Source organism: Mesorhizobium sp. LSJC285A00 (assembly GCF_000503155.1).
Taxonomy (GTDB): Bacteria; Pseudomonadota; Alphaproteobacteria; order Rhizobiales; family Rhizobiaceae; genus Mesorhizobium.
Window position 1 is genome coordinate 1 of the sequence record NZ_AYVK01000040.1, and the last position, 17,715, is coordinate 17,715.

The following is a 17,715-nucleotide window of genomic DNA, read 5'->3' on the forward strand; positions in this document are numbered from 1 at the left end:
CGCACCACCGGCAGCGATGCCGCGCGCCAGGCCGCCGCGCTCGAAGCCGACATCCTCGACACGCTGCTCAATCCCGGGACTGACCGGGGCTTGTTTCCGCAGACCGCTCAAAGGAGTTTTTCATGACCGAATTCACACGCCGGCAGGCTTTGCTGCTGACGCTGGCTGCCGGACTGCCGCTGGCCTCGCGCGCTCATGCGGCTGCGCAAAAAATCACCGTTGCGCTCGACTGGACGGTCAACACCAACCATGTCGGCCTGTTCGTTGCCCGCGACAAAGGATTCTACAACGAGGCCGGGCTCGATGTTGAGATCCTGCCCTATGGCGATACTGGCGCCGGCACGCTGGTCGCCAACCGCATCGCCGATTTCGGCATTGCCGGCGTTGGCCTGTTTACCCAGCGGGCTGCCGGCGCCGATCTCAAGGCGGTCTACGCCGTGGTCCAGCAGGAGACCGGCCGGTTGGTCTTCAACGCGGATCGCGGCGAGATCAAGAGTCCCAGGAATCTCGACGGTCTGACCTATGGCGGCTTCGGCAGCGCCTGGGAAAACACGCTGATCTCGACCATCATCCGCCACGATGGCGGCAAGGGCGTTTTCGAGACGGTGACATTAGGCACCTCGGCCTATGAGGCGCTGGCCAACGGCTCGGTCGACTTCACGCTGGAGGTCTCGACCTGGGAAGGCGTCGCTGCCGAGTTGAAAGGCGTCAGGCAGCGCGGCTTCCGCTACGCCGACTACGGCGTGCCCGACGAGCACACCACCTTGATCGCCTCCAGTGATGCCTATCTCCAGGCAAATCCAAAGGCGGCGTCATCCTTTGTCGAGGCGACGCGGCGCGGCTACCAATTTGCCTGCGATCACCCGCAGGAAGCCGGCGATCTGCTGATCGCTTCCAACAAGGATGCGCTGACCGACCCGGCGCTGATCCACGCTTCGCTGAAGATGCTCGTCGACGGGCACTTCCTCAGAAGCCAGGCCGGCGTCATCGGCACCATCGACAAGGCCAAGATCGAGGCGATGGGAACCTATCTCTTCAACGCCGGCATATTGCTCGATGGCGATGGCAAGGTTCTGAAGGAGAAGCCGGATTTCGGGGGGTATTTTACGAACGAGTTTTTGGGCGCGTAATCTCCCCCCTCGGGAGATGTCGCCGAAGGCGACAGAGGGGGTCGGTACGTCCTGACGCGACTTCCTATCGCGGACAGAGGACGTCAGCGCCTTACGCGCGGCGACCCCCTCTGGCCTGCCGGCCATCTCCCCCTCGAGGGGGGAGATTGCGCCTCACCGCCTTCTCCCTCACATATCGATCATCGAGCGCTTCACCCGGCCGATGATGGTGATGGCGCCTTCGAGCGCCGGCGGCGGGATGTCCATGTAGGAGGCCGGCTGGAAGGGCGGGTTCTCGTTGGGGCGGTAGCGCTTGTAGGTGGCCTGGCCGGATTCGTCCGAAATGACGTAGCAGCCATTGGTCACCAGCCGCTTGTCCCTGAGGTTGACGAAGATGATCGAATCCGGTGGCGAGATCTTGTTCATCGACGGGCCGTCGACGCGCAGAGCAATCCATTGGCCCTGCTCCAGATCGGTGGTGGGGATGGTCGGATAGTCGCTCAGATTGACCACCATGTCCTGGCTGCCGAGTTCGCCGGCGCTGATCCATGAGACGATGGGCACATCGACGGTGGCCAGCGACGGCATCGGGATCTGCCGGCCCGACTCGTCAAAGCCGAAATGGCCCCCCGCAAGGCTGCCGCCGTCACCGTTGAACAAGAGCCAGCCGGGATCGACGCCGAACAGGCGGCCGTATTTCTCCGCCGCCTTGCGCGACAGCGGCCGGTTGCCGTTCTCGTGACTGATCAGCGTGTTCTTGTTGATGTCGCGCAATGCCCGCGCGGCGTCGCTCGGCGAGGCATAACCCGCCTCCGCCCGTGCCTGCTGCAATCTGTGCCTCGGTTCCTGCATCGTACAAATTGCCTGAAATTTATCGTCCAATACGTACGATTTCGCTTGCGTACGTTTCGTACATATCGTACGCTTAGCGCATGATCGAACAAACCGCAAGCGTTTCCGCAGGCATCCTCAGCTTTCTCCCATCGTCCGGGCTGTCCTCCTCCCCGGTCCGGACGCAAACCGGGGCTCTTGCCCCGGATCCGGTCGAACCGTCGTTCCCCCGATCGACCGGAACGGCCGGAGCCGCTCCTCTCCCGGCTCCGGCCACCTCTTCGGCCCATGGCGCCGCCGGTGCGCCAAGGGCTGTTTCCGGCGGGCAGGGCCTTTCCTGCATCCGCACGGAAGATGGCACCGTCATCCTGTTCGACCGGCTGACGGGCAGGGCGGTTTCCGCCCTCACCAAAGCGGCCGCCGAAGCCGCCTTGCGACATCTCGCCGGCTCGCTGCCGGCCGCCAGTATCGGCTGACCGCACCGACCATCCGCTCTGATTTTTTCCCGTGGGCCCTCGGGGCCGGCGCTCGGCCTTTGCGCGCGCAATCAATGGATACCGACATGACTGCCTATACCGACACCGAATTGCAGGAGATCGCCGTCTGGCTGAGGGATGGCCTGTCGGCCACAGGGATCGCCGTCCGCTTCACGGCGCTGCGCGGCAGTCCGGTCTCGCGCAATGCCATCATCGGCATCGTCCACCGCAACAGCGCGTTAAAGACCATCGGCTTCGCCAACCCCAGAGGCGGCAGGTCCGGCGGCCGACCGAGGAAGAATGCGACGGGGAAGACTGCGGCAAACGAGAATACCGCCAAGAGGAATCCGCCGGCGCAGCCAAGCAAGCTCGTAAGGGAAGTAGGAGTTTCGAAGCAGGCCGCGCCGGTCAAACCGGCCGCCAAACCGAGCCGTCAGCCATCGGCCAGGCCTCTGTTGCCAGCCCGTCCGGCGCCCTCGATCCCGGGCGAAGGACGGCTGGTGGTGGACGGCGAAATCTACCGCTTCAATGTGCCGGCGCCGCGCCCTGCCTCGCTCGGGCGTCAGCCGCATGTCGCCGCCATGCGCTTCATCGACTGCCTGTTCGACCGCTGCCGCGCGCCGCTCGACCTGACGCTGGAGGAAGACCCCGACAACGATGCTCCCGGCAGTCGGCCGGGGCTCGAGATGCTGTGCTGCGGCCTGCGCACAAGGGCGCTGAAAAGCTACTGCGAATATCATCAGACGCGTTTCCACCGACCTGTGGCGGAGGTGGTGTGAGCGGCTGGGCTCCGTTCCTCGCCTCGGGAACGACATCACCAATGATCGAAAGGTCGGCGGGACAGCGCCCCCCTCTGTCCTGCCGGACGTTCGTCGCTCGGAAAGCCAAGCAATTGGCTTTCCGTCCGCTTCGCGGACCACTCCTCAACCCCCACGAGGGCGGCGATCGGATATCGCCGCCGATTTCGCCAATTGCCAACGTTGCAGAGGCGCAGCCGCCGAAACTGCCAATCTCCCCCTCGTGGGGGAGATGCCCGGCAGGGCAGAGGGGGGCGCGAAGGAACGCCAACCTTCCGGCTCAACAACCCAATCCCACAAGGATCCTCCGATGAGCAAAAAAACCGCGCAGAAACGGCAGCCACCAAAACTCCCCACAGGCGAAGCCGAGCAGGTGCGCATCCGCCGCGAGATCGGCCATGATTTCGCGCTGAAGGACGATCGCTTCGGCCGCAAGCGGTTGAGCGTCGGCACCGAAGAGGCGCGGCGCGTCTACGAGGTCTCCAATGACGGCTACACCGCGACCGGCGGCATCGTGCGGGTGCGCAATGTCGATCCGCTGGTCGGCATCACCTCACTGACCCGCCAGCAGCGTGAGGCCGGCCAGCGGTTTCGCGACGATTTCGAGCGCGCCTCGCGTGACGGGCTGCGGCCGATGCCGTGGGAAGAGCGCATTGACGGCGGCCGCATCAATGGCGGCATCCCCGACCGCGTGGGCCGCGCCCACACCCATGCCATCGCCGCCATGGCCCACTGGGAAGTGGCGGAGGTGGTTCGCAAAATCTGCCTCGAAGGCCAGTCGGTGAAGGCGCTCGCCGAACGCACCGGCGAGGGACGAGATGTGGTGGTGAAGCTGTTGAAGGTCGGGCTCGACCTTTTGGCCGTTGATTACGGGATGATGATGCGGAAGCCGCGATAAGGCCGGCAGCCGCGTAGTGAAGCGGCCGGCCGGCAGATGCCGGCCGAACCGGTTTCACCCTATCGGATCACCGTTCGCAAACGCGAATTTCCTCGACGATCCTGTGATGATGGCGCCAATGCTTGACCAACTCTATGCGGCAATGGCGATGGTGCCTGTGATACCTGTGGTACCTGAAGCCGTTATCGTAGGCATTATACTGGTAGTAGGGGCGAGGAGCGTAGCGATCGTAATAGTCGCCATAGCTGTCATTGTAGTCATCGTCATAGTAGCCGTTGCCGATGCCGATCACGACGCGCCCGCCGGCATTCGCCGGAGCGATCATCGCCGCCGCCGCAGTGATAGCGATAGCCGAAGCAAGCAGGAGCTTTCTCATAGCTGCCTCCTATTCAAGGTTGCGCTAATATAACTCGCTGGACACGACCTCGTTCCATAATTTTGCAAGATGCGAACGACCCCTGCGCCGTGCTTGCGAGGAAAGTCAGCGTCACCTCCTGTCAGCATCGTCCCCCGATTTTTGAACACTTCGCCGCCCCAGCCATTAATCCGGCATGAATCAGCAAGGGAAGGACGAGACCATGCATGTCATTCTTGGAGGTACCGGCCATGTCGGCTCGGCGGCGGCAATGGCGCTGTTGCGGCAGGGCGAGGATGTCACGGTGGTGACGCGCGACGAGTCGAAGGCCGCATGGTTGGTTGAACAGGGCGCGGAGGCCGCGGTTGCCGATGTGCTCGATGTCGAGGCGCTGCGTGAAGTCTTGCGGCGCGGCAAGCGGGCGTTTCTGCTCAACCCGCCGGCCGATCCATCGACCGACACCGACGCCGAGGAGCGCAAGACGGTTGGCGCCATTGCGACGGCACTGGAGGGGTCCGGCCTCGAAAAAGTGGTAGCGGAATCGACCTATGGCGCGCAGGCCGGCGAGGGTGTCGGCGATCTCACCGTCCTTTACGGCCTCGAGCAGAAGCTGAAGGCCCAGGCCATTCCGGCAAGCATCAACCGCGCCGCCTATTACATGAGCAACTGGGATCAGGCCCTGGAGACGGCGCGGCGCGACGGCGTCATCACCTCCTTCTTCCCGGCGGATTTCGAGCTGCCGATGGTGGCGCCGCAGGATCTCGGCGAGGCTGCGGCGAGACGTCTGCTGGAGCCGGCGGACAAGACCGGCACGCACTATATCGAGGGTCCTCGGCGCTACTCCGCCGCCGATGTCGCCGCAGCCTTCAGTGCGGCGTTGCGCAAAAACGTGCGCGTGGTCACGGTGCCGCGGGAGCGCTGGACAGAAACCTACGAAAAACTAGGCTTCTCCAAAGCGGCGGCCGAGTCCTATGCCCGCATGACCGGGGCCACGCTGGACAAGCCGATGCAGCCGGAAAACCCGGAGCGCGGCACGACCAGCCTGGAAAGCTATATTGCTGCGCTCGTCGAGGGCCGGCCGGAAGACCTGTTGAAGGGCGCAGCGTAAAGTGAAGGGTTGCTGTTGAGAAACAGGCGCTTCGACGACCTACGTGGCCCGCTATTCCTATTGCCTGACCGTTCGGCAGTTGCCCGCCGGCGGCGTGGTCTTGCAGATATCGATGGAGGTGCGCGTGTCGCCGTGACCGGTTTCGGTTATCAGATTCAGGTCCAAAAGTTCGTATGTCACGAGGTATCGTATGCTGTCGTCGGGTATTTTTTGCATGGCCGATACGATCCACGAACCTGCTTCCATCTCGGTGAAATAGCTGTCGACCTTGCGTTCATACCATTTGGGTATCGGAACGAGGACGATGGTCTTCTTGCCGTGGATTTTCTTGGCGGCCGGCAGCATAATCCGGTGAATGCCGACAAAGGCGCGGCTGTCTGCCAGGCGCCGTACGCCGCCCGCAAGAACCATCGTACAAGCTGACGAACAGACTGCGCCGACGGGGTTGGCGACGCCGAAGCGGAGGTCGCCCGGCCCGCAGGCTTTTGTGTCTGGCGCGCATTCGGAGAACTCCGTCTTGCCAACCATCGTGTCGAGCCCGCTGGCGCGGATCATATGGCCAAGCGCCATCGCCGCATCGGTCTCGCCGCCCGGGGAATTCAACGCCAAAGGCAATTTGCGGGGGCCGAGTTTTTTCAGCAAAGCCTTCAGCAAAGCTGGCGTGCCGGCCACGATGTGACCTTCCGCCGAAATCCATTCCGGGCATGTCGGCTCGCATCCTGGCGTGCTGTTGCGTACAACGACGAAGTGCATCGGCGGTGTATATGCCAGTATGGCAGGCTCAGGCGTCGTTTGGGCGATCGCGCCGCCAATCGCCAGCAGCACGAAAACCAACGTCCATGCGAATGTCTTCATGCCGAGCCTCGCCTGGCAGAGCATCACTTGAGAAATGGGTCTTTGCAAGCATTATCAAAACAAGCCGAGCACGTGTTTCTATGGGCCGCGCACTATCTCTGCATGATGGACAGGCCGCTACTGGCGGCCCCTGTCTGAACCGTCGTCGCTTTCCGCCGCCCCCTCCCACCCGAACACACTGCGCCCTCCCAGCAGATGCGACTGATCGAACTCGCCGGCGACGATCTCCTTAAGGCTTGGCCCGGTGACGTAGCGCTCCAGCCGCCGCGCTTCGCCATCCAGCCGCTGCAGCGCGCCGAGCTCTTCCTCGCGGCCGAGCTTGGCCTTGCCGACGGCCGATTTCAGCACCGCAATCGTCTCGTCATAGACTTTCAGCGGCACCGGGAAGGGGTGGCGGTCCTTGCCGCCATGGGCAAGCGAAAAGCGCGCCGGATCGGAGAAGCGGCAGGGCGCGCCATGCACCACTTCCGCCACCATGGCCAGCGCCCGCACCGTGCGCGCGCCGACGCCGGGCACCAGCAGCAGCTCGGGAAAATCGGCCGGCCCGCTTTCTATTGCCGCGGAAATGTTGCCATGCAGCCGGTGCATGACGATGTCGCTCTCGCGCACGTCGTGATGCGCCGGCATCACCAGATTGGGCAGCATCGGCTGCGCCGCCGGTTTCGCAGGCGCTGCTTTCGGCGGCGGCTCCAGCACGGCAAGCTCGTCGAGGATCCGTTCCGGGCTCATGGTCTTCAACAGGTCGATCTGGCCGCTACGTGACGGCGCGGCGCGATGGTCGGTCAGGTTGACGATCTCGCCCTGCCGCTCGCCCTCGATCGCCGCATGCGGCTGGTCGACGAAGCTTGTCAGCCCTTCCGACAGCCAGTGATAGCGCCGCGCCTGGCGGCTGTCGCCGTTCATGCCTTGCTGCACCACCACCCAGCGGCTGTCGTCGGTGACGATGAAGCCATGCAGATAGAGGTCGAAGCCGTCCTGCACGGCCGCGCTGTCCACCTTGGCGACCAGGCGGCTGGCGGTGGCAAGGGCCGCGCCATCGATGCCGACGCGTTCGCCGATCGCGGTCAGCTCCTGCGGCGTCTTGCGCGAATGCGCGCCGCGCCCGCCGCAGACATGAATGCCGAGCTCGCGCGACATCGGGTTCAGCCCGCGCTTCAGCGCGCCGACGACCGAAGTGGTGATGCCCGAGGAGTGCCAGTCCATGCCCATGACGGCGCCGAAGGACTGGAACCAGAACGGATGCGCCAGCCGCCGCAACAGCTCGTCGCGGCCATAGTGATGGATGATCGCCTCGCACAACACCGCACCCAGCCGCGTCATACGATCGCCCAGCCATTTCGGAACTCGCCCGCCATGCAGCGGCAAGTCCGCACTGCCGCTTCGCTGCGTCAAGTGAATGCTCCGTGGATTCCGCGCACCGGCGGTGCGCCTGTGATGTAGATGGCATTTGGGGGGCGATTTGCAAGCGGGGTGGGGGCGGCGACTATCGTCGCCCTACGCTCTTCTTGGTGTCTCGCCGAAAGATGCAGTTACGCCGCCTGTCGCACCTGGCAATAAGGTCGGCTCCCTGCTTGAAGGCGAGACAGGTCTCGAATAGAGCTTATCCAACCGACGGCAACTATTAAAACCAAAACGATGTCGCAATTCTGGTGGGTAAATCACAGTCAGACCGCCCGCCAAGAGATCGACGGGCAATATCTCTGGTCGCCCAAAACTCAGAAGAATGGGGCACGCAGCGAGTTCTACAAAAATATGCGTCGGGCGACACCTGGTGACCTCGTGTTGTCTTTTTTCGGTCAAGCCGTGCGCTATATTGGTCGGGTAGCGGAGTTTGCATTCACAGCACCGAAACCACCGGAGTTCAAGAACACTGGAGCCAATTGGAACGAGGAAGGTTGGCTTCTCCCGGTGTATTGGGCGCCGCTCCTGCCGACGGTGCGCCCGTCGGACATAATTGGCGAATTGGGTCCGCTTCTGCCTCCCCGATACTCGCCCATCGACCCAAACTCCGGATCAGGCCGTCAAAACGCCTATCTCGCGAGCGTATCGCAAGAGGTGTTTCACACCATTGTCGCGGGTACAGCTTTCGACCGCGAAGCTCTGAGGCGTGGTGGCGCAAACAGTCTCACTTTCGAAGTCGTCAATGAAATTTTAGAGGACGTCGTTGAGCGCCGTATCCGAGACGACCTCCAACTCGAGGGCACTGTAAAGACGAGCGTCATTCAAGCTCGTCGCGGCCAAGGTGAATTTCGTTCCAATGTCGAAGCCATGGAGCGCTCGTGCCGACTCACAGGGGTCACCAATCCCTCGTTGCTGATTGCAAGCCACATCAAGCCTTGGCGCCTATGCGCTTCTGCGCAGGAGCGCTTGGACGGCATGAACGGGCTGCTCCTCACGCCTGATGCCGACCACCTCTTTGACCGTGGCTTCATCAGTTTTGAAGATAGCGGGCAGGTCCTCATATCCCAGCGCGTCGACAAGACTGATTTGCGGCGGCTCGGTTTCGAGCAATTGGTGATGCAGAGTTTCGGCTTTGCCGAAGCCCCCGCCGTCTGGCGCACTAGCACCTTCACCCCGCCGCAGCAGGCTTACCTCGCTCACCATCGAGAGGATGTGTTTGTGGCATAGCTCGCATCAACTGAGCGGTCAGCCGTCAGGTCCCCCTACCTCGCCGCCCCCTAAAACACCGCCTTCTCCAAGACCGGCTCCAGTGATTCAGCAAATGGCGTCGCCAGGTGGTGCCGGTCGCGGAAGGCGAGTTGGCCGTTGATGAACACGTGGCAGGTTTGGGCGTCGCAGAACTGGCTGGTCAGGTCGACATAGGTGGCGCCGGGCACGCTGCGCACGACGTCGCGCTCGGCCGCGGCGATGTCGTCGTTCGCCGCCGCGTCCCTCGGCGTGTCGCAGACTTCAGGCACCTGCCCGCGCCACAGCGCCCGCGCCACGCATTTGTCGGCATAGCTTCCATTGTAGGGAACGTCCCGGATTACCGCGACCTTGATCCCGGCCCGGCTGAATGCCGCCAGCGTCCAGCGCAGGCCGGCCTTCCACTCCTCGTTCCAATCGGCGTGCTTCAGTTCCTCGGGCGATTCCTTCATCACATTGCCGATCGAGAATTCCGAGATCACCACCATGTGCGGGTGCAACGCGATAATGTCCTTGACCGATTGCTCCCGCCACTGGTCGCATTCGGTGTAGTCGCGCTTCAGCCGCCAGTTCCAGGTCGTCACCCGCGAGGCACGGCAGGACGATTTGAGATAGGTGACGAGGCGATAATTGTTCTTGGCCGCCGCCTCGATCAGCGGCGTCGACCAGTGGTCGGCATGCGAATCGCCGAACAGCGCAATCGAGCGCCCGGCGTCCTTGTTGCCGAACACGCAGGCCTTCGGCGTCACCGTCTCAAAGGAGAGAATACAGCCGGCCGCGCGCGCCGTGGACGGCTGCGCGGCGCTGGCGGCAATGCTGCGCTGCTCAGGGTCCAGATCGTGGACGGCAAGCCTGGCATTGGCGTAGGCGGCTGCGACGCCGGTGCCGGTCAGGAGGACGGCCGGCACCAGCGCCCGCGCCGCACTGGCCATCAGCCAGCCATTGCGGCGGATCGGGTTTTCGATGACATGATAGGTGAACCCCGACAGCGCCAGCGTCAGCGCCAAGCAGCCGAGCCGCTGCAGCGGCGAAAGTTCCGGCGTCAGCATCGTGGCATACACGATCACCGGCCAGTGCCAGAGATAGAGCGAGTAGGAGAGTTTGCCGACCCATTGCAGCGGCGCCAGCGCCAGTGCCTCGATCGGGCTTTTCTTAGCGCTCTCCTGCTGCGCGTGCGCCGCTCCTGCCAGCAGCAACAGCACGGTGCCGGCCACCGGCACTAGGGCGAGGAAACCCGGGAAGGGCGTTTCGTCGCTGAAGGAAAGATAGGCGCTGGCAATCAGCGCCAGGCCGAGCCACGCCAGCGGCGTGGCGAGCCGCGGGCGGTTTTGCCAGACTTGCTGCGGCACCATGCTGGCCAGCCCGCCGGCGGCGAACTCCCAGGCGCGTAGCGGCGAGAAATAGAAGGCCCAGGGCTGCGAGACCGTGGTGAGCCACGCGCAGACGGCGAATGAGACGAGGCCGGCAATGCCGATCACCAGGATCGCGCCGCGCTTGCCGGGGCGCAGCCATGCCGCCAGCACAAGCAGCGCCGGCCAGGCGACATAGAACTGCTCCTCCACCGACAGCGACCAGAAATGGACAAACGGGTTGCTGGCCGCATCGGCGGCGAAATAATCGAACGACCAGCGGATCAGCCACAGATTGATCATGTAGGCCGAGGCGAACATGGCGCCCCTCGAATAGAGCGATTGTTCCTCCGGCGACAGGATGAAGGCGCCGGCCACCAGCGTGGCGAGGATGACGAACAGCGACGCCGGCAACAGCCGCCGGGCGCGCCTGGCGTAGAAGCGCCACAGGTTCAGCCGCCCGGTCTCGGTGATTTCGGCAAGCAGGTGTTTTGTGATCAGATAGCCCGAGATGACGAAGAAGATGTCGACGCCGGTGAAGCCGCCGGGCAGACCGGTGAAGCCGAAATGGAAGGCGATCACGCCTGCCACCGCCAAGGCGCGCAGTCCTTCGATATCGGGCCGGAACGATGCTGACACGATTTGCCACCTCGTGCTGGTGCATGATCCCGCCTTGGAGCGAGCAACGATCGCTCCGGGATCATACGTGCCGCAGCTGTGCGCGCCCAACGGGACACGGCGCAGCCGTTGACAGTCGGCCCAAGACTCCGCCCTATGGGTCGATATCGCAATGCAACAAATCTAACGCAGTGCAACATTGGAGGAGGCGACGCCGCTGATCTCCCCCCTTGAGGGGGAGATGGCCGGCAGGCCAGAGGGGGTCGGTTCGACCGGACTCGGCCCAATCCTGCAAGTGAAGGCAGGCGCTCCACGCGCGGCGACCCCCTCTGTCGCCTTCGGCGACATCTCCCCCTCGATGGGGGAGATTAGCTCCCCGCCTCCTTCGCCAAATCTCCGACATCCGGGGTCGGCCCTTGCGTTGCTCCCGTCACACGCATCGGCTATCCAACCGGCAGCCATGCAATTCAAACGGAGCCTCCCATGACCAACACCACCATTTTCAAATTCGGCGCTGTCGAGCATGCCGAGGGCGGCGACTTGCCGGGCTGGATCGTTGTCGCGGGCCGGCCGACCATGCAGACCGCCGTGCAGCACACCACCGCCGACGGCAAGGTGCTGTCGGGCACCTGGCGGGCCTCGCCCGGCACTTATCACGCCACCTACACCGACTATGAGTTCGTGCACATGATCGCCGGCCGCATCATCATCACGCCCGATGGCGGCACGCCGGTCGAGGTCGGTCCGGGCGATGCGTTCGTGGTCGAAGCCGATTTCAAGGGCACCTGGCAGATCATCGAGCCGGTAACCAAGCACTTCGTCGTCAAGCTTGCTTGATCGCGTCGTCAGGAGTGCCTGATCGGTGCCGATACACGTCGGCCGGCGCGGTTCATCGCCAGCGTCCCCCTCGCCCAGCAGGGGGAGGGGGACGTAGCGAAGCGAATATCGGTTAAGAGGGCATCACCTCGTTCGCTTCGAACCGATGCGGATCGAAAAGCTGAGACGATGGCGTTCTGCGGAGCCTGGTCGAGATAACGCAGGCCAGGACTGCTGCCGGGTCGCCGGCGCGTCAGCCAAGAGCGAGCGGCGCACTTCGAGAGTGCATGCCGCCCGTCCGGCGCCGGGCCGTCAATGCTGTTGTTACGAAACCCCCCAGCCCCGTCTCAACCGCCACGGCCATGGCGTGACCCATGGCTTGCTATACGCATGCAGCACCGCGGTCTGTCAACGCCGCCCGCAATGGCCGCGGGAGGTCCCTTTTGCGCCTCCCGGCCAGCTTTCCAGCCGGCCTCGCGCAAGCCATTCGCCGCTGCAAAATGCGCTTGAAATGGCGGTTTTCCGGGTGTTCCGGCCGCTCCGGAGCGGCCCTTTGGCGCGACAGAGGTCGCGATCTAGGCGATTGGATGAATTTGTCTTTCGCGGCTGAAACGTTTCAGGAGCCGGTTTGTAGACCTGACTTTTTTTGGGTGTATTTCCCTCACGTCAGTATTGCACTCCAGCCGGCCCGATCGACCCGCCGGAGGGCAAGCCTCAGGGGCCGGCGTCGGCGCTCTGAGTCTCTCGGACCGACGGGCGCCGGACCATGCCGCTGACGACATAGGCCGCCGCGCCCAGCGCCGTGATCCAGAAGCTCGTCGGCCAGTCGGTCAGGAAGGCGAGCGTCAGGCTGATCCAGGCGATGATCACGGCAAGCGCGATGGACGTCAGCACGCCGGCTCCGACGCCGCTGGTAAGCCTGAGCGCGGTGGCTGCAGGCGCCACCATCAGCGCGAAGACGAGCAGCACGCCGACGATCTGCACCGCCTCGGACGTGGCGACGGCGACCAGCACCATGAACAGGGTCGAGACAAGAGTGAGCGGCACGCCGCGCGCTTCGGCGAGTTCCGGCTGCAGGCTGGCGAACAGCAGCGGCCGCGCGATCAGCAAAAGCCCGGCAAGGATCGCCACCGCCAGCACCGCAAGCACGATAACGGTGCGCAGGCTGATGCCCAGCACATTGCCGAACAGCACGTTGGTCGCCTGCGAGGCGAAGGCGGTGTAGAAATGCAGAAACAGCAAGCCCAGGCCGAGCGACAGCGTCAAAACGATGCCGATGGCGACGTCGCGATGCGCGCGCTCGCCGAGCAGGCCGATGCCGATGCCGGCGACGACGGTAAACACGGTGAGGCCGAGAAACGGCGACAGCCCGATCAGGCCGGCGCCGGTGGCGCCGGGAAAGCCGACATGGGAGAGCGCATGGCCGGCGAANCCCGATCAGGCCGGCGCCGGTGGCGCCGGGAAAGCCGACATGGGAGAGCGCATGGCCGGCGAAGGTCTGGCCCCGGAGCACGAGGAAATAGCCGACCGCGCCCGAAACGATGCCGACGATGGTGCAGGCATAGAAGGCGTTGCGCATGAATTCATAGTCAAAGATCGTGGACATGCGCCCCGCTCTCCAGTTCGACATCGTCGGCCATGACGAAGATGCGGCCGGCAACCCGCACCACATTGATATGCGTGCCGTAGAGTTTCGACAGCACCGGACCGCTGATGACCTCGTCGACGGAGCCGATCGCCGCCTTGCGGTTGCCGAGATAGAGCACGCGGTCGACGGCGCGCAGCAGCGGGTTGATCTCGTGCGAGCAGAACAGCACGGCAATGCCGAGCCGTTCGCCGATCTGTTGCACCAGGTCGATGATCGCGCGCTGATGGCCCGCATCAAGACTGATCAGCGGCTCGTCGAGCAAAAGCAGTTGCGGATTGCCGATCAAGGATTGCGCGATCAGGATGCGCTGGCGCTCGCCACCGGAAAGCTCGCCCAGCGGCCGCCGCGCAAGGTCGCCGGCGCCCACCTCTTCAAGAGCCTTCCACGCCGCCTCCTTCTCGGCAGCCGATGCGACGGGCCAGCCCCAGCGATGCCCGCCGGCGGCACTCAGCACGAAGTCGAGGCCGCTGACGCCGACATCGCCAAGCGCGCGCCGCGCCTGCGGCATATAGCCGATGTCGGCGTTGCCGCGCGTCGGCGATTTGCCAAGCACCGAAATGGCGCCGCCGGCCGGTTTGATCAGGCCGAGAATGGCGCGCAGCATCGTCGTCTTGCCGGCGCCATTGGCGCCGAGCAGGCCGACAAAGGCGCCTTGCGGTAGAGAAAAGGAGACGTCGGATAAAACCCGGCGTCCCCCATAGGTCAGCGTGACTTTGTCGAATTCGATTGCGTTCATTTAGTCACATTCATTCGCAGTCACGTTCATTGTGTGCGGGCGGCGAGCGCCTTCTGAACCGCGTCGATCTGGCCGCCGAACCAGGTCTGGATCGTCTGGCCCGCCGGTTCCGTCTCGGTGACGCCGATGACCGTGACCTTATTCTGCCTGGCGATGTCGAGCAGCCTTGTCGTTGCCTCGTCGGTCACCTGCGAATTGTAGAACAGGATCTTGGCCGAGCCGTCCTTCAGGCTGTTTTCGAACGCCGCCACCTGCGTGGCGCTCGGCTCCGCATCGTTCATCAAGGCCACCTGGAAATCGTAGTTCAGCATCTTGAGACCGAGCGCTTCCGCCATGTAGCCGAAGACCGGCTCGGTAGCCGTCACCTCGGTGCCAGCGTACGTCTTCTTGACGTCGGCGATTTCCTTGTCAATGGCCTCGAGCGAGGTCTGGAATGCCTTCAGGTTCGCCTCGTAGTGCACCGCATTGGCCGGATCGCGTTTGGCAAGATCGGCGCTCAGCGCCTTGGCGATGGCCGGCAGCGTCGCCGGGTCGTACCACAGATGCGGATTGTCGCCCGACTTCTTGCCGATCAGGTCGGCGGCGACGATGGTCGTGCGATCCTTGGCTGTCGAGGCCGACAGCAGCTTGTCCATCCACGGATCGTAATCGGCGCCGTTATAGATGACGATCTTGGCATCGGCGATGGTGCGCGCCGTCGACGGGCTGGTCTCGAACAGATGCGGATCGTCGTCGGGATTGGCCAGGATGCTGGTGACGGTGACGTTGCTGCCGCCGATCTGGCGGGCAAGGTCGCCATAGAAATTCTCGGCCGCCACGATGGTCAGCTTGTCTTCGGCGCGGGCAGCCGTGCCGGTCAAAAGCGGCACCGCGACGAGCAGCGCGGCGAGAAAGGGAATGCGACGCATCCGTGGTCTCCTTGCAGTCTGAAATGTATGTCGCCGGAGAGGCGGGCTGTGTAACTGTATAACAGTAACAATATAACGTTTGCGTCGAAAATACGGCTGATGTCAATGGGCTTTTCGAGCCGCGCAGTTTTTCACGCGCACAAAACCGTGAGCGGCCTGCGCCGATCAGGCGGAGCCACTCATGGCGGTATCCTGATGAATTCGCGGCGGGTAAGTTCCTTGCTTGTTGCCGTCAGTTTTGCGGACGCCTTCCCTCCCACGCGTCCTGCAACAGGGCGCGGATTGCGGCGCGGTCGAAAGGCCGCGGATTCCAGTATGGCTTCCTGGTCGCAATCTCGGCGGCGCGGTCGAGATCGGCCTGCTTGAGGCCGAGTTCTTTCAATGTAAGGGGCGCGCCGACCGCCTTGGCGAAATCCTGGAGACCGCTACCGGCGCTGCCGTCAAACAAGTCGGCGACCGGCTTCAACAAGTCGGGCACCGCGACGGCGTTGAAACCGATCGTGTGCGGCAACATCACCGCATGCGTCTCGGCATGCGGCATGTCGAAAGAGCCGCCGAGCGTGTGACAGATCTTGTGATGCAGCGCCATGCCGACGGCGCCGAGCACCGTACCGCACAGCCAGGCGCCGTAAAGCGCATCGCCGCGTGCATCGATGTTTCCAGGCTCCTTGGTCAACACCGGCAGCGCAGTCTTCATGGCGCGCAATCCTTCTTTCGCCATCAGGGTGGAAATCGGATTGCGATCCTGCGCGTAAAGCGCTTCGGCCGCGTGCGCCATGGCGTTGAGTCCTGACGCGACGCTCATCGCTATCGGCAGGCCGACGGTCAGCTCTGGATCGTAGATCACCACTTCCGGCAGGATCCTTGCGTCACGCATTGTGGTTTTTTCGCCGTTCTCGGTCTGACCGAGGATCGGCGTCACCTCCGAGCCGGCATAGGTGGTCGGGATGACGATCTGCGGCAGGTCGGTGCGCCAGGCGATCGCCTTGCCGAGACCGGTGGTCGAGCCGCCGCCAAGCGCGACAACGCAGTCAGCGTTGACCTCGGTCGCCTTGGCCATTGCCGTTTGGGTTACCTCGACCGGCGTGTGCATGGCGGCGCCCGAAAAGGTGCCGGCCGCCAGCGCGCCGAGGGATTTGGCAAGCGCCTCGCCGTCGGCAGCCCGATGCGGCGTCGACAGCACCAGCGCGCGCTTGCAGCCAAGCTTTTCGATCCAGGTGCCCACCTCGGACGACGCGCCATTGCCGAAGACAATATGCGCAGGGCTGCCGGAATAGGTGAACGTCCTTGTCATGCCGATCCGCTCCCTTTGCATATTATCACTGTGACGGAGCCGAAATCGAGCGACCAGCTCTCGCCGCCGGCGACATCGTTTGCGTCGTCACCGTCTCGCAAGCGGGGCCTGATCTCTCCCGCGTACTCGCAAACGTATCGCCTTGACCACAAAAACGTCAAAAAAGTATCAGTGAGGTGGACACACCGTGGTGGCGGCTGCATGAATTGCCGCCTAAGCTTCGATCACTGCAGAGAGCGGCAAACGCGGCCTGCGGGAGATGGCACTGCAACTGGTCGCATGACCGGACCGGCGCCGGGAGGAACTGACATGAATCCGGACTTGGAAGTCGTCCAGATCAGACGCGGCGAGTCGTTCAAGGCCTGGGCCCACGGCTACCCCTTCCACACGGTGCGCTGGCACTTCCACCCCGAATACGAAATCCATCACGTCGTCGCCACCACGGGCCATTATTTCGTCGGTGACTTCATCGGCGAGTTCGAGCCCGGCAATCTCGTGCTCACCGGCCCGAACCTGCCGCACAACTGGGTCAGCGACGTGCCGGCAGGCGCCAGCGTGCCGCTGCGCGGCCGCGTCGTGCAGTTCTCGCAAGAGTTCATTGCCGACGCCACCGCCGCGTTGCCGGAACTTGCCGGTTGTGAAAACATTCTCGAGCTCAGCCGCCGCGGCGCGCTGTTCTCCACCGCTACCGCCAAGCTCGCCGCACCTGTGCTGGCCGAACTGGTCGAAGCGCAAGGCGTTCGCCGCATCGCTTTGTTCATGGAGCTGATCGATATTCTGAGCCGCGCCGCCGATGTGCGGACGCTGACCAGCGCCAGCTATCTGCCAGATCCCTCAGGCTTCATGTCGGCCGGCGTCAACAAGGCGCTTGCCTATATCAACGCCAACCTGACCGAGCCGTTCAGCGAAAGCGATCTGGCGGCGATCGCCGGGCGCAGCCCGAGCGCGTTTTCGCGCAGCTTCCGCCGTCACACCGGCATGGCGCTGGTGCAGTATGTCAACCGGTTGCGCATCAACCTCGCCTGCCAACTGCTGATGAGCGAGGCCGACATGCCGATCACCGAGATCTGCTATGCCGCCGGCTACAACAACATCTCGAATTTCAACCGCCAGTTCCTGACCCAGAAAGGCATGTCGCCTTCGCGCTTCAGGGCCCTGCTGGCGGAAAACATCAGCGCGGAGATTGCCGCCTAACAGGGAGGACCGGGAGGAGCCTAGACGTTTACTGAGGTAAGAACGCGGGGTGCGTTGGAGGCGCCCCGTGCTGGAGA

16 protein-coding genes and 1 pseudogene are annotated in these 17,715 nt (G+C 63.8%); 8 read left to right on the forward strand and 9 right to left on the reverse strand.

Features of this window, described 5'->3' with window-relative positions; all coding sequences use genetic code 11:
- The first annotated feature begins 122 nt into the window (after nucleotides 1–122).
- Complete coding sequence (locus X726_RS143500) at nucleotides 123–1,130, forward strand: ABC transporter substrate-binding protein (RefSeq protein WP_023672481.1); 1,008 nt, start codon at nucleotides 123–125, stop codon at nucleotides 1,128–1,130.
- A 168-nt stretch (nucleotides 1,131–1,298) separates the two neighbouring features.
- On the opposite strand, the gene X726_RS143495 is transcribed toward X726_RS143500, so the two are convergent.
- Nucleotides 1,299–1,961, reverse strand: a complete 663-nt coding sequence (locus tag X726_RS143495; protein ID WP_023672482.1) for a S24 family peptidase — start codon at nucleotides 1,959–1,961, stop codon at nucleotides 1,299–1,301.
- An 80-nt stretch (nucleotides 1,962–2,041) separates the two neighbouring features.
- Here X726_RS143495 and X726_RS143490 point away from each other — a divergent pair, with 80 nt between their 5' ends.
- The 3 genes from X726_RS143490 to X726_RS143480 all read left to right on the forward strand — a co-directional run bounded on the left by X726_RS143490 (nucleotide 2,042) and on the right by X726_RS143480 (nucleotide 4,111).
- Nucleotides 2,042–2,416, forward strand: a complete 375-nt coding sequence (locus X726_RS143490) for a hypothetical protein (RefSeq protein ID WP_023672483.1) — start codon at nucleotides 2,042–2,044, stop codon at nucleotides 2,414–2,416.
- An 86-nt stretch (nucleotides 2,417–2,502) separates the two neighbouring features.
- Entirely contained in the window at nucleotides 2,503–3,195 is a 693-nt protein-coding gene (locus X726_RS143485) for a GcrA cell cycle regulator (protein WP_023693856.1), read from the forward strand.
- Nucleotides 3,196–3,523: 328 nt separating this feature from the next.
- Nucleotides 3,524–4,111 (forward strand): hypothetical protein, encoded by a 588-nt coding sequence (locus X726_RS143480; protein ID WP_023672485.1) that lies wholly within the window; start codon nucleotides 3,524–3,526, stop codon nucleotides 4,109–4,111.
- Nucleotides 4,112–4,178: 67 nt separating this feature from the next.
- On the opposite strand, the gene X726_RS143475 is transcribed toward X726_RS143480, so the two are convergent.
- A complete protein-coding gene (locus X726_RS143475) occupies nucleotides 4,179–4,487 on the reverse strand; it encodes a hypothetical protein (RefSeq protein WP_023672486.1) in 309 nt (102 codons plus the stop codon).
- Between the two features lie 202 nt (nucleotides 4,488–4,689).
- Here X726_RS143475 and X726_RS143470 point away from each other — a divergent pair, with 202 nt between their 5' ends.
- Nucleotides 4,690–5,574: an NmrA family NAD(P)-binding protein gene (locus X726_RS143470; RefSeq protein ID WP_023689003.1), complete on the forward strand. Its 885-nt coding sequence runs from the start codon at nucleotides 4,690–4,692 to the stop codon at nucleotides 5,572–5,574.
- A gap of 57 nt (nucleotides 5,575–5,631) precedes the next feature.
- On the opposite strand, the gene X726_RS1000000168250 is transcribed toward X726_RS143470, so the two are convergent.
- Nucleotides 5,632–6,399, reverse strand: coding sequence for a hypothetical protein (locus X726_RS1000000168250; protein WP_156940709.1), 768 nt, complete (start codon nucleotides 6,397–6,399; stop codon nucleotides 5,632–5,634).
- Between the two features lie 147 nt (nucleotides 6,400–6,546).
- Entirely contained in the window at nucleotides 6,547–7,821 is a 1,275-nt protein-coding gene (locus X726_RS143465) for a DUF763 domain-containing protein (RefSeq protein WP_023689001.1), read from the reverse strand.
- A 243-nt stretch (nucleotides 7,822–8,064) separates the two neighbouring features.
- Here X726_RS143465 and X726_RS143460 point away from each other — a divergent pair, with 243 nt between their 5' ends.
- Nucleotides 8,065–9,057, forward strand: coding sequence for an HNH endonuclease signature motif containing protein (locus X726_RS143460; protein ID WP_023672490.1), 993 nt, complete (start codon nucleotides 8,065–8,067; stop codon nucleotides 9,055–9,057).
- A gap of 50 nt (nucleotides 9,058–9,107) precedes the next feature.
- Here X726_RS143460 and X726_RS143455 read toward each other — a convergent pair whose 3' ends face one another.
- Nucleotides 9,108–11,063 carry an acyltransferase family protein gene (locus X726_RS143455; RefSeq protein ID WP_023672491.1) on the reverse strand — a complete coding sequence of 652 codons (1,956 nt, stop codon included), beginning with the start codon at nucleotides 11,061–11,063 and terminating at the stop codon, nucleotides 9,108–9,110.
- A 462-nt stretch (nucleotides 11,064–11,525) separates the two neighbouring features.
- Between X726_RS143455 and X726_RS143450 the strand changes: the two genes are divergently transcribed.
- Nucleotides 11,526–11,879, forward strand: a complete 354-nt coding sequence (locus tag X726_RS143450) for a cupin domain-containing protein (RefSeq protein WP_023672492.1) — start codon at nucleotides 11,526–11,528, stop codon at nucleotides 11,877–11,879.
- A gap of 693 nt (nucleotides 11,880–12,572) precedes the next feature.
- Here the strand turns inward: X726_RS143450 and X726_RS01000000167465 are convergent.
- From X726_RS01000000167465 to X726_RS143435, 4 genes and pseudogenes are all read right to left on the reverse strand, one after another.
- Nucleotides 12,573–13,277 (reverse strand): annotated as a pseudogene (locus tag X726_RS01000000167465) (metal ABC transporter permease); the annotation flags it as partial.
- A 170-nt stretch (nucleotides 13,278–13,447) separates the two neighbouring features.
- Nucleotides 13,448–14,242, reverse strand: a complete 795-nt coding sequence (locus tag X726_RS143445; protein WP_023672494.1) for an ABC transporter ATP-binding protein — start codon at nucleotides 14,240–14,242, stop codon at nucleotides 13,448–13,450.
- Nucleotides 14,243–14,268: 26 nt separating this feature from the next.
- Nucleotides 14,269–15,150: a zinc ABC transporter substrate-binding protein gene (locus tag X726_RS143440; RefSeq protein ID WP_023672495.1), complete on the reverse strand. Its 882-nt coding sequence runs from the start codon at nucleotides 15,148–15,150 to the stop codon at nucleotides 14,269–14,271.
- 232 nt (nucleotides 15,151–15,382) lie between these two features.
- Entirely contained in the window at nucleotides 15,383–16,444 is a 1,062-nt protein-coding gene (locus tag X726_RS143435; protein WP_031215388.1) for a maleylacetate reductase, read from the reverse strand.
- A gap of 309 nt (nucleotides 16,445–16,753) precedes the next feature.
- On the opposite strand from X726_RS143435, the gene X726_RS143430 reads away from it, so the two are divergent.
- On the forward strand, nucleotides 16,754–17,638 hold the full coding sequence (locus X726_RS143430; protein WP_023672497.1) for an AraC family transcriptional regulator: 885 nt from the start codon (nucleotides 16,754–16,756) through the stop codon (nucleotides 17,636–17,638).
- Nucleotides 17,639–17,715 lie beyond the last annotated feature (77 nt).